This is a genomic window from Lysobacter auxotrophicus, from assembly GCF_027924565.1.
GTDB lineage: Bacteria > Pseudomonadota > Gammaproteobacteria > Xanthomonadales > Xanthomonadaceae > Lysobacter_J > Lysobacter_J auxotrophicus.
Genome location: NZ_AP027041.1, coordinates 2,178,140 through 2,192,552, shown reverse-complemented (window position 1 = coordinate 2,192,552; position 14,413 = coordinate 2,178,140). Strand labels below are relative to the sequence as shown.

The window sequence follows — 14,413 nt, the reverse complement described above, 5'->3', positions numbered from 1 at the left end:
CGCAAAGTCTCCGCAGGGTGGGCGCGGCGTCAGCGACGCGGCGCGGCATCGGGGTCGCCGGCGAAACGCGGCTCGCGCAGGCCGGCCAGGCCGGGCTCGAACGCGAACACGTCGCCGGCATGGCGATCGATCGAGCGCGCCGCATCGGCCATGCCGTCGTGCGCGCTGGTGACGTAGAGCGTGGACAGCGTCGGCCCGCCGAACGCGGGACGCGTGGGCTGCGCGGTGGGCATCGCGACGACGCGATCCTCGATGCCATCGGCGCGATAGCGCACGACACGCGACGCGCCCCATTGCGCGTTCCACACGCCGCCTTCGCGGTCGACGCACGAGCCGTCGGGTTCGCCGCCTTCCAGCGCGGTGAGATCGACGAAGGTCGAGACGTTGCCGACCTCGTCGCCGTATTCGCAACGCAGGATTTTCTTCTGCAGCGAGTCGCAGAAGTACATCGTGCTGCCGTCCGGGCTGAACGCAATGGCGTTGGCGATGGCGACGCGCGGCAACGGCAGTTCACGCACCGCTAGGTCCGCGTCCAGGCGCAGGAACGTGCCGATCGCGCGCTTGCCGCCCGTCGACGGCTCGTGCAGCGTGCCGACGACGAAACGTCCGTGGCGGTCGCACGCGCCGTCGTTGGCGCGCGTCTGCGGCGCGATGGGGAGCGTACAGATGTCCCGGAGTTCGCCCGTGGCGATGTTGAAGAAAGCGAACCGCGTCGCGAGCGCGAGCAGCAGCCAGTCGTCGGCGACGCACAGCGCGAACGATGCCAGGCGCTCGGGCATCGGCCAGCTGCGCACGGCGCCGTCGGCGGGCACGTAACGCCACAGCATCGCAGCGTGGATGTCCGTCCAGTACAGCGCCTGCGCGCGATCGCACCACAGCACGCCTTCGCCGAGCCGGTTCTCGGCCTGCACGGCAACCCGCACCTCGATGCTCAAACCCAGCCTCCGTCCACGATGAAATCCTGGCCGGTGCACATGCGGCTGTCGTCCGCGGCGAGGAACAGCGCCATGCGGGCGAGATCCTCCGCCTTCAGGTGGCCGGGCAGGCATTGCGAACGCGCGATCTGCGCTTCGCCTTCGGCGTCGAGCCACAGGCGCTGCTGCTTTTCGGTGATCACCCAGCCCGGCACGAGCGCGTTGATGCGGATGCGGTCGCGGCCGAGTTCGCGCGCCAGTCCGTTCACCAGCCCGTGCACGGCGGATTTCGCCATCGCGTACATCGGATAGCCCGCGTTCTTGATCATCCAGCCGGTCGAACCCAGGCAGATCACCGAGCCGCCGCCGAGCGCGCGCATGTCGTCCACCACCGCCTGCGTCGCGAAGTACTGGTGGCGAAGGTTCACGGCGATGTTGCGTTCGAAGTCGGCCGGCGTGGTGCCGCCAAAGGCGTGGCGCACGTCGTTGGCGGCGTTGTTGACCAGCACGCCGATGCGGCCGATCCGCTCGCGTGCCTGGGCGATGGCGTCGTGCAGTGCGTCGAGGTCCGTCACGTCGCAGCGCAGGTAGACGGGCGCGTGTTCGGCGTCGGCCAACGCGTCGATCAATGCGCGCGCGCCTTCATCGTCGATGTCCAGGAACGCCACGCGTGCGCCCTGTCGCGCGAAATGCTCGACGAAACCCGCGCCGATGCCCGTGGCGCCGCCGGTGATCAGGACCGCGCGGCCCGCGAGGCTGGGGTAGTTCGCCATGGTCATCGGGCTCACCACTCCGCCACGCTGCCGTCGGCGTGGCGCCAGATCGGATTGCGCCAGCGGTGGCCCTCGGCCGCGCGCTCGTCCACGTAGTCCTGGTTGATCTCGATGCCCAGGCCCGGGCCCTGCGGGATCGCGACGTAACCGCCTTCGTACGCGAACGGCGCGCGGTCGGTGAGGTAATCGAGCAGGTCGTTGTTGGCGTTGTAATGGATACCCAGGCTCTGCTCCTGGATGAAGGCGTTGTAGCAGACGGCGTCGAGCTGCAGGTTCGCGGCCAGCGCGATCGGGCCGAGCGGGCAGTGCAGCGCGAGCGCGACGTCGAAGGCCTCGGCCATCGCGGCGATCTTGCGCGTTTCGGTAATGCCACCGGAATGCGAGGGATCGGGCTGGATGATGTCCACGCCGCCGGTCTGCAGCACGCGCTTGAAGTCGTAGCGCGAATACAGCCGCTCCCCCAGCGCGATCGGGGCCGGGGACAGGGCGGCGAGTTCCGGGATGCATTCCAGGTGCTCGGACAGCACCGGCTCCTCGATGAACATCAACCCGAACGGCGCCAGTTCGCGCATCAGCACCTTCGCCATCGGCTTGTGCACGCGGCCGTGGAAATCCACCGCGAGGCCGACTTCGCGACCGACCGCATCGCGCACGGCCTGCACGTTCTCCAGCACGCGCGAGACCTTCTCGTGCGTGTCGACGAACTGCACTTCCTCCGTGGCGTTCATCTTCACCGCACTGAAACCGCGCGCGACGGCGTCCTTCGCGGCGCGTGCGGTTTCGGCCGGGCGGTCGCCGCCGATCCACGAATACACGCGGATGCGGTCGCGCACCTGTCCACCGAGCAGCGCGTGCACCGGCACGCCCAGCGCTTTGCCGTGGATGTCCCACAGCGCCTGGTCGATGCCGGCCAGCGCGCTCATCAGGATCGGGCCGCCGCGATAGAAGCCGCCGCGGTACATCACGTTCCAGTGGTCTTCGATGAAGCGCGGGTCCTTGCCGATCAGGTAATCGGACAGCTCGTCCACGGCGGCGGCGACGGTGTGCGCGCGGCCTTCGACGATGGGCTCTCCCCAGCCGGTGATGCCGGCATCGGTGTCGATGCGCACGAAACACCAGCGCGGCGGCACGAGGAAAGTGGTGATGGCGGTGATCTTCATGCGTGTGGGGGTCCGTGCTCGTTGCGTGCGTCGGTCAGGTGCGGTTGATGGAATTCCAGCCGTCGACGAAGGCGCGCGCGCGACGCGCGACCTCGTTCGCGTCCAGGCCCGGCGCATACAGCGCCGAGCCGATGCCGAAGCCGGCGGCGCCGGCCTTCCGGTAGTCGCCCATGTTGTCGGGCGTGATGCCGCCCACGGGCAGCAGCGCGGTGCCGCGGGGCAGCACGCTCGACCATGCCTTCAACACGGAGGGCGGGAGTTGTTCGGCGGGGAAGAGCTTCAGCGCGTCGGCGCCGGCGGCGAGTGCGGCAAAGGCTTCGGTCGGCGTCGCCACGCCCGGCGTGCAGGTCAGGCCTGCGTCCTTCGCGGCGCGGATCACGGCCGTATCGCCGTGCGGCATGACGATGAGCTTTCCGCCGGCGTCCTTCACCTGCGACACCTGTCCGGGCGTGAGCACGGTGCCGGCACCGACGAGGGCGCGCTCGCCGAATTCGCGCGCGAGCAGCGCGATGCTCTCCAGCGGCTGCGGCGAATTAAGCGGTACTTCGATGACGCGGAAACCGGCGTCGAACAGCGCGGCTCCGACAGGCAACGCGTCCTGCGGGGTGAGCCCGCGCAGGATCGCAACCAGGGGAAGGGGTTGCAGCCAGGCGGTGCTCATGCGCACTCCGTCGATGTGGGGGGTTGCGTGTCCCGGGCTAGCGAGCCGCCTTGCGCGCGCGTCCCCGTCCTTTGATGTTCGCGCGCGAGTCCACGATCATCCCGTGCATCGCTTCGCGCGCCTGTTCGGGCCGCTTCAGCCGGATGGCGTCGTACACCGCGAAGTGCCGCGGCAGCGAGTACTTGAAGTCCACCGCGGTCTTCGCCGACAGGATGAAATACGCACCCAGCGCCGTGTCGATCACCGAGAACAGCGAGCCCATCAGCTCGTTGTTGGCCGCGTCGAGCACGCACTCGTGGAACTCCAGGTCGGCCTTCGCCCAGGCATCCAGATCCTGCGCGGCCGCCATTGCCTCGTACGCGGCCTTGATGCGCGCCAGCTGTTCCGGCGTACGCTTGCGCGCCGCCGCGGCAGCCGCCGCCGGTTCGATGATCTCGCGCATCTCCACCAGCTTCTCGACGAAGTCCTCCGTCGGCATCGACGCGCAGCGCCACGCCAGGATGTCCGCGTCCAGCTGGTTCCAGTAGCGCGTGTCGCGCACGCGTGAGCCGGTCTTCTGCTTGGTTTCGATCAGGCCCTTGGAACCCAGCACCTTCAGCGCTTCGCGCAGTGCCGTGCGGCTGACGGCCATGCGCTGCGCCAGCGCTTCCTCGCGCGGCAGCAGTTCGCCCGGCTTGATCTCGCCGCTGACGATGAGCCGGCCGATCTCCTGGATGACCTGGTTGTGCAGGTTGCGTACCGCGATCTGTCTCACTGGTCCCCCTCCGCGACGCATCCGGCGTCGCTCCTATTATCCGACAATAGGGGTATAGCATGAGTTCGGTTGCGCGTACCGCTTCGAAGTTCATGGCGATGCGACCCCGCGCGTCGGGGCACCGACCTGCAGCCAGTCGTAGTCCAACGGCCTGTCGGGGTTGGTCAGCACGAGGCGGTTGTGGCCGCTCTTCAGCGATGCGGTGAACGTCGCTTCGCGCCAGCCTTCCGACGTGGACGGCTGCACGCCGCCGCTCGCGATATCGCCGTTGACGCGCAGTCGCGGCGCGGCGGCGAACCCGATGTCGGCGAAGCGCACGGTGAGTGTGCGCGGCCCGGCCTCTCCGATGACCACGTCGAACGTCAGGTCGGCATCCTCGCCGCTGGCCAGCCGCACCTTGCGATACGCCGATGCGTCGACGTTGTCGATCTGTGCACCGCCACGACGCACCGCGTCCTCCGCTTCGTAGCGATCGAGCGCAAGCGGCGCCGCGGCGAACAGGATCTCGTTGGTCTCGTCGGGCGCAGGCGCATTGGCCGTGGAGGACGAGGTGACGTGCAGGAGCTTGCCGTCTTCGCGAGGAATCAGCGCCTGCGTCCAGCCCGCGTGGATGTTGCCCGTGCGCTTGCGCACCGGCGCGCCGGCTTCCCACCACGGGCCGCGACCGCCATCGGCGTTCCAGTAGAACGTGCGTCCGCCTGCATCGCCGCCGCCACCGGCGCGCTGCGCGGCGACGACGATCACGCCGTCGGGCGTTTCGCCGGGGAGCCAGCGGATGGTCGGGCAAGCGGCCGGATAGGCGCCGGACGCGGTCTGGATCGGCGTGCCGCGATCGGCCGCGTCGCCCCAGTCCAGTCCGTCGCGGCTGAACTTGATGTGCACCTGGCCGTTATGCGCAGCGCCGGTGTTGTCGATGTTCTCGTAAACCATCGCGTAGCCGCGGCCGGGAATGCGTTCGACGATCGCCATGCCCGGGCGCTCCACGCCGCCCGGCAGCGCGACGTCGAACACTTCCTTGCCCCAGCTGCGACCGCCGTCGGTCGACACGCGATGCGCGAGCAACTGGTTGAAGCCCCGCGCCTTGTGCTGTTCGGTCGAGTAGAAGACCACCATGCGGCCGTCGTCGAGCACGACGATGTACGGCTCCCACACGCCCTTGTTCAAACGGTCCGATGGCTGGCCGCCGCCCTTGACGATGCTGCTTCGGTACGTCCACGACTTGCCGCCATCGACGCTGGCGTACAGCTGCAAGTCCTGGTCGGTGATGCGTTCGCCGCCATCGCGACGGATCGCGTTCGCCGCCAGCAGCAGCGTCCCGGCGGGAAGATCGCCGCTGCTGCGCGCCAGTTCGCTCAGGTGCGGCTGCCAGCGCAGTGCCCAGCTTTTGTCGCCGCGATGCGCCGTTTCGTCGATCGAACCGACGCGCTTGAAGCTGTCGCCATCGTCGCGGCTTTCGAAGAGCGGCACGTTGCCGGCTTCGGATGGCTCGTACACCAGCAGCAGGCGGCCGTTGTCGCTGGCGTTCGACTGGTGCGCGAGCTTCACCGCCGACGCGTAACCGATGCCCGGCGCGAGCTTCTCGCCGACGACCTCATCGGGCGCGTCGGCCATCGCCACGCCCGTGCACAGCAGCACGGACGCGGCGAGCAGGCAAAGCGCGGGGGAGGGCGCGCGTCGCATCACAGCTTGAACCGGTAGCCCAGGCCGATGGTCTGGTCCTGGAAGCGGATGTCGCGCGGACGCGTGTCGCCGTCGCCCCAGAACTGGTGCAGGTTGTTGCCCAGCAGGTTGGTCGCCGACAGGATCACCGTCTGGCGCGGCGTCACGTCGTAGCTGATCGAGAAGTCCAGCGAACTGGCCGGCTCGACCTGGTCCTCGTTGCCCGCCACGGTGGGCTGGGTGAAGAAGTCGATGTAACGGCTGCGGTAGCCGTAGGCCAGTCGCGCCGACAGGCCGTAGTTCTCGTAGAACAGCACCGCGTTGTAGTTGTTCTTGGAGACGTTCTGCAGTGGGCGCGAGATCTCCGGGCCGCCGATGAACTGCGGCGAGCGCGTGGAGCCGTCGATGTAGGTGTAGTTGAACTGCGCGCCCAGGCCGCTCCATGCGCCGGGCAGGAAGTCGAAGGTCTGCTGCCAGGCGAACTCGACGCCCTGCAGGTGGCCGCTGCCGGCACTCTGCGGGGACGACAGTTCGAAGTCCTCGCCTCCGATGACGGTGTTGGTCACGTAGTTCTGGATGTAGCCGTCGATGTCGCGGTAGAACAGGCCCAGGCTGGTGTAGCCCACCGGCGAGAAGTACCACTCCAGCGACGCGTCGTAGTTCATCGACTCGATCGGCGTCAGGTCCGGGTTGCCCGACGAGGCGATGCCGGCGCGATTGATCGTGCCCGGGTTGAGCGAGATCGACGGATTGAGCGCGCCGAAGTCCGGGTAGCTCAGCGTCTTGGCCGCCACCAGTCGCAGCTGCCATTCATCGCTGAAGTGCAGGTTCATGCTGGCGTTGGGCAGCGTGTTGGTGTCCTTCGTGTTGCGCGCGATCGGGCTGTAGATGCCGGTGGAGGCATCGAAGGAGAACGCATTGAGGTCGCGCTCCACGCGCTCCACGCGCACGCCGACCAGGCCATCCACGCGCAGGCCGAACATCTCGGTGTCGTACTCCGCCTGCAGGTAACCGGCGAGCTTTTCCTCGCCGATGTCGAAGAAGCGGCCGGGGTTTTCCGCGGCCAGGCCCGGCTGCAGGCCGTACAGCGTGCGCAGGTAGTCGGCGCTGTCGATCAGCGTGTCGTAGCACGGCGTCAGCCAGCTCTGGTGCAGGGCGTCGTTGCCGCGCTTGCTGCAGAAGAAATCCAGGCCGGGCAGGCGTGCGATGACCTGGTTGTCCGGGTTCGGGTTGGCCGTGATGTTGCCCGTGCCGGCGCCGCCCGGCGGCGGCGTGGAGATCTCGACGGAACCCTTCGCCTCGGCGTTGCGGTCGGCGTAGCGCAGGCCGAACTGCAGCGAGGCGATGGGACCTTCGACGAAATCGAAATGGCCGTCGCCGCGCCAGCTGTTTTCCTCGCCGTAGGAATAGCCCCAGGTCTGGAACAGGCCATTGAGGTAGAAGCGCGACGGGTCGAGGGCCGGATCGCCCTGCAGGTACCAGTTCTGATGGCGACCGGAGGTGCCTTCCCACACGGTCGTGATGGGACCGGACAGGAACGTGTCGATGATGAAGTTCTCGTCGCGGTAGTAGCCGGATGTGCGCGAGAACTCGGTGGACAGGTGCAGCTGCTCGCCGTCCCACTTCAGGCCGAGCGCGTTCTGGATGTCCTGTCCGCGCTGCTTGTGCGCCTGCGTGCTGGTGGCCGCGTACGTGTCGCCGGTCCACACGCCGTTGGAGGCGTCGCAGATGGTCTGGCCCTGCAGCGCGCCTTCGAGCTGGTTCGGGTAGCAATGACCGCTCACGCCCAGTTGCTGCGGCGTCACCACGCCCACCGGGAAGGTGAAGTAGAACGCGTTCGAATAGCTGTCGCGCACCCAGTCGTACAGGCCTTCCAGGTAGATCTCGGTGTCTTCGCGCGGCTTCCACTGCAACGCGTAGTTGAACGCGCCGCGCTCGCGGTAACCGTCGTTGTAGGACGTGCCCCAGCCGTTGGGCGCGGCGATCAGGTTGCCATCGCTGGTGCGGATCGGATCGCCCGTGCCGTCGGTGACGACTTTCGGGAAATCGCCCCACACCGCGTCGTAGGCGTAGTCCTTGGCCTGGTAGCCGAAGTTGACCAGCACGCCGAACTCGCCGGCGTCGGTGTCCCAGCGATCGCTGAAGAGCAGGCTCGCGTTGGGGTCGACGCTGCCGCCGTACTTGCTGTGCGTCGCGGTGTAGGTGCCGGCGATCTCGCGGCCATCGAAATCGAACGGACGGCGCAGCTGGATGTCGACAAGACCGGCAATGCCGCCGAGAGGGAGGGAGGCCTCGGATGTCTTGTACACGCTGAGCGTCCTGACCGCGGTCGCCGGCAGGTTCTGGAATGCGAAACCACGGCCGGAGCTGGAGAAGATCTCGCGGCCGTTGAGGGTGGTGATGACGTTGGGCAGGCCGCGGATCACGACGCTGGTCGTCTCGCCCTGGTTGCCCTGCGCGATCTGCACGCCGGTGACGCGTTGCAGCGCGTCGGCCACGCTGTTGTCGGGCAGCTTGCCGATGTCCTCGGCGACGATGGAATCCACCACCATCGCCGCGTCCTGCTTGAGCGACTGCGCGGTTTCAAGGCTCTGGCGCAGCGCGGTCACCGTGACGGTGTCCAGTTCGGTCGCTTCCTGCGACGAGGCGGGCGCCTGTGGCGCCGTGGCCGTGGTGGCGTCCTGTGCGAGCGCCATCGGCGGCAGCACCAGCGCGGACAGGATCGACAGCGACAACAGCGAGCGTGGGAAGCGGCGGTTCATGGGATCGTCTCCGGAACAATGGCGTGGGTGTCCGCGGCGGCGACGCAGCCGCTGCGCGGATCACGGATCACAGGGCGGGAACTTCGTTCTTCGGTGCGCGGCTGAGGGCGCGGATGATCTCGATCTCGCGCGCGCGATACGGCTTTCCATCGCCATGCAGCAGATCGTGGAACCACAGGGTCGGCGGCTTCTGCGTGTACGGGCGCTCCCACGAATCCCACGGGAAGCGCGTCTGCGTCTTGCCGTCGACGAAGCCCCAGTTGTACATGCCGACGTTGAGCTTCTTGGCCACCGGCAACACGCCGTCGATGGTCGAACCGGCGCCGCGCGCGAGGTACTCGGTGCACAGCAGCGGACGGCCGTAGACCTGCAGCTCCTGCACGCGCTGGGCGAAGTCTTCCGGCCAGGCGTAGGTGTGGAACGAGATGACGTCCGACAGCTCGATCTGCGCCTGCTCGACGCGGTTGAGGCCTTCGAGCTTGTTCCAGTCGGGGTCGTGCCACAGGCCGCTGGTGAGCGGCTGCGTCGGCTTGCGCGAGCGCGCCCAGGCGAACGCCTTGGGCAGCAGCTCGGCGACGCGGTCGAACTTGTGCTTGCTTTCGCGCGGCTGGTAGAAACCGCTGCCGCCGCCTTCGTTGTCCGGCTCGTTCCAGATGTCCCACGCGAGCACGCGATCGTCCTTGGCGAAGCTGCCGACGATGTCCTTCACGTACGCCTCAAGGCGCGCGTGCTGCTTCGGGTCGTCCATTGCGGCCGTGCCCGGACCCTGCACCCAGCCGGAGTTGTGCACGCCGGGGATCGGCGGACGCTGCGGACCGAGTTCGGGATCCGGATCCCAGCAGGAATCGAACAGCACCAGCATCGGCTTGATGCCGTGTTTGGCGGAAATCTGCAGGAAGGTTTCCAGGCGGGCCTTGAAGCCCTTCGGGTCCTGGTGCCACGCCATGTCGTGCAGGAACACGCGCATGGTGTTCATGCCCATGTCCTGCGCCCAGCCCAGTTCCAGGTCGATGCGCGCAGGGTCGAACGTGTCGGCCTGCCACATCTCCAGCTGGTTGATCGCGTTGGCCGGGATGTAGTTGCTGCCGACCAGCCACGGCTGCTTCGCGTACCAGGCGTTCGCTTCTTCCTGCGACCAGCGTTCGCCCGGGGCGGCGTGCGCCGGTGCGAGGACGGCGCCGGCCAGCACGACGGCGGCGAGCAGTTTGGGTAGCCACTTGAACATCGGATGCCTCTCCTTTGTGCGTATGGGTGTCGTCTTTCCTGCCGGCATGCCTCCGGCATCCACGACGGCGTCGGCCGTCGCGTCGAAGGTGGCGCGGGGTCGAACGGGTCGCCGTTACGGCGTGGCGCTGGCGCCCCGATCGGTGGTGAAGCGATAGACCATGCGGTTCACGTACTGCTTGCCGGGCGTCAGACGCGCCGAGCCGAACGACGGCTGGTTCGGCGTGTCGGGGAACAGTTGCGGTTCGAGCACGAAGGCATCGCCCTGGCGATACACGCGGCCGCTCTTGCCGACCGTGGTGCCGTCCAGGAAGTTGCCGGAATAGAACTGCAGTCCGGGCTGCGCGGACGACAGCGTCATCACGCGACCGGAGCGCGGATCGTGCATACGCGCGACCTCGCGCGGCTGCTTCGCGATCGCGCGGCCCACGACCCAGTTGTGGTCGTAGCCGCGGCCGCGCAGCAGTTGCGGCTCCGAACCGGTGCGCAGGTCGCGACCGATCGGTTTGGCGTTGCGGAAATCGAACACGGTGCCGGCGACGGGCGTCACTTCACCCGTCGGGATCAGCGTCTCGTCGACCGGTGTGTACGCATCGGCGGCGATGGTGAGTTCGTGGTCCATCGCCGTGCCCGAACCCTCGCCGGAGAGGTTCCAGTACGCATGGTTGCTCAGGTTGACGATGGTCGGCGCGTCGGTGGTCGCGCGGTATTCGATGGCCAGCGTGCCGTCGCCTTGCAGCGCGTAGCTCGCGGTGACGGTGAGCTTGCCGGGGTAGCCCATGTCGCCATCCGGGCTCACGTAGCGCAGCGTGGCGCGATCGGGTTTGGCTTCGACCACGTCCCACACGACCTTGTCGAAACCGCGCGTTCCCCCGTGCAGCGTGTTGGGGCCGTCGTTGGTCGGGATGGTGTACGCCTTGCCGTCCAGCGTGAACCGGCCCTTGGCGATGCGGTTGGCGAAGCGGCCGACGATCGTGCCGAAGTACTGCGGCTTGGCGAGCGTGGCATCGAGCGTGGCGTCGGCCAGGATGACGTCGGCGTACTTGCCGTCGCGATCGGGCACCTGCAACGCGTGCAGCGCGGCGCCCAGCGTCCACAGTTGCGCCTGCATGCCGCTGCCGTCGCGCAGCGTGATGGATTCGACCTTCGTGCCGTCCGGCGTCGTGCCGATGACGGCGCGTTCCTGCGCGCCCGCCGCGCCCATCGTCGCGAGCGCCAGCGTGCCCAGGCACAACCGCGAGATCCCCTTGCCAAGCCCCATTGCCCTTCACCCTCCAACGGACCGCCATAGCCAGCGTGGGACAGACAAAAACATATAATCAGACAATATGCACGTTGCGGCGCAACACGGTAAGGACAGCAATCGCACAGGTCGGGGTGAAGGATCTGGCAGGAAATGCAAAGGACGTGCGCGGGCAGGGGCGAAATAGCGGCGCCGGATTACAGACTCTTCCAGCTTTTGTAGCCCGGGTAAGCGCAGCGCACCCGGGGGCGCGGCAAGTCCCTGGATGCGCGTGCGCTTACCCGGGCTACAAGAGCAGAGCAATGCGACTGCGGCGAATCAGCGAGCGCGGACGCGCGCATCGATCTCCACGAACCCGCGCGCGATCGCCTGGGCCGACGCCACCGTGCGCGACGCGATCCCCAGTTCCTCCAGCGCCGCCGCATACAGCGCGCACACCGCAGGCGAACCCACCAGGGGAATCGCAACGTCGTCGCCGCGCGGAAACAGGGCCAGCGCATCGGCGATTTCCGAGCCGATCAACAGCCCGCGCAGGTACGCGCTGGCGTCCGCCTTCGGCAGCAGCCCGCGAATCACCCGCGCACGCGCACCGAACAGGAGCGCGCCTAGTCCGAGCGTGCGCGATGCGCTCGTGCGGACGCCGTCGCGGAACGCATCGCCGTCCTCGCCGGGTCCCTCGACGATCGACGCGAGCAGCCCCGCGGCGGTAAGCCGGTCGTAGATTTCGCCCGACATCGCCGTCATGAACTCGATCACGCGCCCGTCTTCGATGCGCACCCATTTGGTGTGCGTGCCCGGCAGCGCGACGAGCGGGGCGTCGCCCAGATCGCCACCGGCGTGCAGGCCGAGCAGTTCGGTTTCCTCGCCGCGCATGATGTCCGGCGCGCCGTCGCGCTCGCGCACGCACGCCAGGCCCGGGACGATGCGCAACGCGAGCTCGCCCATCCGCGTGGGCACGAGCCCGTCGCACAACCGGTCGAAGCCGGCCGGGCAGTGCACGTAGCCGGCGTCGGTCCAGCCGACGTTCGAGCCGATCATCCCGGCGGCGTAGACGCGTGTGGCATGCGGCCATCGCGTGCGGACGCGTGCGGCCATCTCGACCATGCCGTCGCGCTGCACCGTCGCCACGCCTGCGGGCGCTTCAAGCGAATCGAGCACCGTGCCGTCCGACGCGATGAGGTGGGCGCGGAAGTTCGAGCTGCCCCAGTTGATGCCGATGAAGGAGTCGGAGGTGTCGCTCATGGCGCGTGGACCGGGTGCGGGCCGCGTCGTGCGGCGTGAGGGTGTGCAGCGGTAGCCCGCTGCCTTGCGAATTGTCCGATTATATGTTTACGTCGTCTGTCACGCGCAATGGCGTGTCGCGACGCATCGCGCGATGCCACGCAAGGAGAAGAACGCATGTCCGTCCGCATGACGCTGTTGTCCGCCACGCTGCTGATGACGCTTGGCGCGTCCGCCCAGGCCGCGGAGCCGGCGACCTTCCGCAATCCGCTGCTGCCGTCCGGGCCGGACCCGTGGATCGTGCGCGACGGCGGCACCTACTACTACATGGCCACGCGTGGCGACCGGCTCACGATCCGCAAGACCTCCGACCTCACGCGACTGGCCGACGCGCCCGAAACCACGGTGTGGACCCCGCCGGCGAGCGGCCCGAACGCGCAGTCGATATGGGCGCCGGAGCTGCATCGCATCGACGGCAAGTGGTACCTGTATTACACCGCCGCCGCGAGCGGCCACGACGACGATGCGCATCGCGGCATTTTCGTCCTGGAGAACGCCGGCAGTGATCCGGCGCAGGGGCAATGGGTCGATCGCGGGCAGCTGAAGACCGAACACACCGGCATCGACGGCACCACGTTCGTGCACGAAGGCAAGCGCTATTTCGTGTACTCGCCGTACGTCGGCCCGGACAGCGTCCTCTCAATCGTCGCAATGGCGACCCCGTGGACGCTCAGCGGGAAGGAAACGATCATCGCGCGCCCCGACCAATCGTGGGAGCGCCAGGGCGGTCGACAGATCCTCGAGGGGCCGGAGTACCTGGCCGGGCCGAACGGCGATCTGTTCCTCACCTATTCCGGCAGCGCGTGCTGGTCGGACGACTACGCGATCGGCCTGCTGCACGCCGCGCCAGGAAGCGATCCGCTACGCGCCGAGTCGTGGCGCAAATCGCCGCGACCGGTGCTCGCGAAGGACGCACAGCAAGGCGTCTACGCGCCGGGCCACAACGGCTTCTTCGAAGCGGCTGACGGCACGACGTGGATCGTCTACCACGCCAATCCCGGGCCCGACATGAAATGCACCGCGAAGCGTTCGCCGCGCATGCAGCCGGTGCAATGGAACGCCGAAGGCCACCCCGTGTTCGGCAGCCCGGCTGGCGCGTCGACCACCCTGAAGGCGCCCGCTACGCCTTGAGCGTCTGTAGTCCATAAGCGAAGCGCGCCCGGACCGCGCCTCAACCCGGTCGATCAGCTTCGTGACGACGGTATGAGCAAACCGTTGGCTCGGCGTGAGAAAGCCGATGATTTACCGTAAAACGCGGGGTTTTTGTTCGCGCGCCCTTCACGAATGCACTACGGCGGCTGAAGCATCGTCCGCGTGACGCATCTCGCGTGCCAGGGATCAGGTGATCGCCATGCCGTCGCCCCGTCCGGAAGGTTGCGATCTCGGCTACGGCGCCGTACTCACGCCGATGCTTGCAACGCGATCCGCATCAGGCGGCTGGCGGCACCACCCTGCGGTGTTCGGCGATGCGGTCGGAGATGCTGAGCACGAGCGCGGACAGGATCAGCGCGCCGTGGATCACCGTCATCCACAACAACGTGCGCTCGTCGATCGTGGTGCCTTCTTCCAGCTTCATGAAGATGCGCAGCAATGCGATGGCGGAGATCGCGGTGATCGAGCCCATCAGCTTGATCTTCATGCCGGCGAAATCGACGGTGCCCATCCACGAAGGCCGCGTTTCGCGGCCGGAATCCACGCGCCCGACGAAGTTCTCGTAGCCGGCGAGGGTGACGATCAGCAACAGGTTCGCCACCAGCGACAGGTCGATGAGGGCCAGTGCGAGGAGGATCGCGTCGGTCGGCGTCATGCCGCCGATGGCGAGCAGGCCATGCACGAGTTCGCGCACGAACACGAACAGCAAGGCCGCAAGCGCGACGACGAGGCCCAGGTAGAACGGCACCATCAGCCAGCGGGCGTCGAAGAGACTGCGGGACAGCAGCTGCCTTGCCATGGTCCGTCGGCCTCCTGCGGTGTCGGATGCG

General features: G+C 67.9%; 12 protein-coding genes. 1 reads left to right on the top strand and 11 read right to left on the bottom strand.

Annotated elements, in window-relative coordinates:
- Positions 1 to 29: 29 nt before the first annotated feature.
- The 10 genes from LA521A_RS09680 to LA521A_RS09635 all read right to left on the bottom strand — a co-directional run bounded on the left by LA521A_RS09680 (position 30) and on the right by LA521A_RS09635 (position 12,392).
- On the bottom strand, positions 30 to 935 hold the full coding sequence (locus tag LA521A_RS09680; RefSeq protein WP_281778705.1) for an SMP-30/gluconolactonase/LRE family protein: 906 nt from the start codon (positions 933 to 935) through the stop codon (positions 30 to 32).
- Positions 932 to 1,693, bottom strand: coding sequence for an SDR family NAD(P)-dependent oxidoreductase (locus tag LA521A_RS09675; RefSeq protein WP_281782069.1), 762 nt, complete (start codon positions 1,691 to 1,693; stop codon positions 932 to 934). Before LA521A_RS09675 ends, LA521A_RS09680 begins: the two co-directional genes overlap by 4 nt.
- 5 nt (positions 1,694 to 1,698) lie before the next feature.
- The gene (gene dgoD, locus LA521A_RS09670; RefSeq protein WP_281778704.1) at positions 1,699 to 2,847 is read right to left on the bottom strand and encodes a galactonate dehydratase; all 1,149 of its coding nucleotides are present in this window, start codon (positions 2,845 to 2,847) and stop codon (positions 1,699 to 1,701) included.
- Between the two features lie 34 nt (positions 2,848 to 2,881).
- Positions 2,882 to 3,508, bottom strand: coding sequence for a 2-dehydro-3-deoxy-6-phosphogalactonate aldolase (locus LA521A_RS09665; RefSeq protein WP_281778703.1), 627 nt, complete (start codon positions 3,506 to 3,508; stop codon positions 2,882 to 2,884).
- A 37-nt stretch (positions 3,509 to 3,545) separates the two neighbouring features.
- A complete protein-coding gene (locus LA521A_RS09660; protein WP_281778702.1) occupies positions 3,546 to 4,262 on the bottom strand; it encodes a FadR/GntR family transcriptional regulator in 717 nt (238 codons plus the stop codon).
- A 90-nt stretch (positions 4,263 to 4,352) separates the two neighbouring features.
- A complete protein-coding gene (locus LA521A_RS09655) occupies positions 4,353 to 5,942 on the bottom strand; it encodes an exo-alpha-sialidase (RefSeq protein ID WP_281778701.1) in 1,590 nt (529 codons plus the stop codon).
- Complete coding sequence (locus LA521A_RS09650; RefSeq protein WP_281778700.1) at positions 5,942 to 8,683, bottom strand: TonB-dependent receptor; 2,742 nt, start codon at positions 8,681 to 8,683, stop codon at positions 5,942 to 5,944. Before LA521A_RS09650 ends, LA521A_RS09655 begins: the two co-directional genes overlap by 1 nt.
- Before the next feature lie 67 nt (positions 8,684 to 8,750).
- Positions 8,751 to 9,908 carry a cellulase family glycosylhydrolase gene (locus LA521A_RS09645; RefSeq protein WP_281778699.1) on the bottom strand — a complete coding sequence of 386 codons (1,158 nt, stop codon included), beginning with the start codon at positions 9,906 to 9,908 and terminating at the stop codon, positions 8,751 to 8,753.
- Between the two features lie 114 nt (positions 9,909 to 10,022).
- Positions 10,023 to 11,168 (bottom strand): aldose epimerase family protein, encoded by a 1,146-nt coding sequence (locus LA521A_RS09640; RefSeq protein ID WP_281778698.1) that lies wholly within the window; start codon positions 11,166 to 11,168, stop codon positions 10,023 to 10,025.
- A gap of 300 nt (positions 11,169 to 11,468) precedes the next feature.
- On the bottom strand, positions 11,469 to 12,392 hold the full coding sequence (locus tag LA521A_RS09635) for a 2-dehydro-3-deoxygalactonokinase (protein ID WP_281778697.1): 924 nt from the start codon (positions 12,390 to 12,392) through the stop codon (positions 11,469 to 11,471).
- A gap of 156 nt (positions 12,393 to 12,548) precedes the next feature.
- Between LA521A_RS09635 and LA521A_RS09630 the strand changes: the two genes are divergently transcribed.
- On the top strand, positions 12,549 to 13,562 hold the full coding sequence (locus LA521A_RS09630; RefSeq protein ID WP_281778696.1) for a glycoside hydrolase family 43 protein: 1,014 nt from the start codon (positions 12,549 to 12,551) through the stop codon (positions 13,560 to 13,562).
- Between the two features lie 298 nt (positions 13,563 to 13,860).
- Here LA521A_RS09630 and LA521A_RS09625 read toward each other — a convergent pair whose 3' ends face one another.
- On the bottom strand, positions 13,861 to 14,382 hold the full coding sequence (locus tag LA521A_RS09625) for a TIGR00645 family protein (RefSeq protein WP_281778695.1): 522 nt from the start codon (positions 14,380 to 14,382) through the stop codon (positions 13,861 to 13,863).
- Between the last annotated feature and the right edge of the window lie 31 nt (positions 14,383 to 14,413).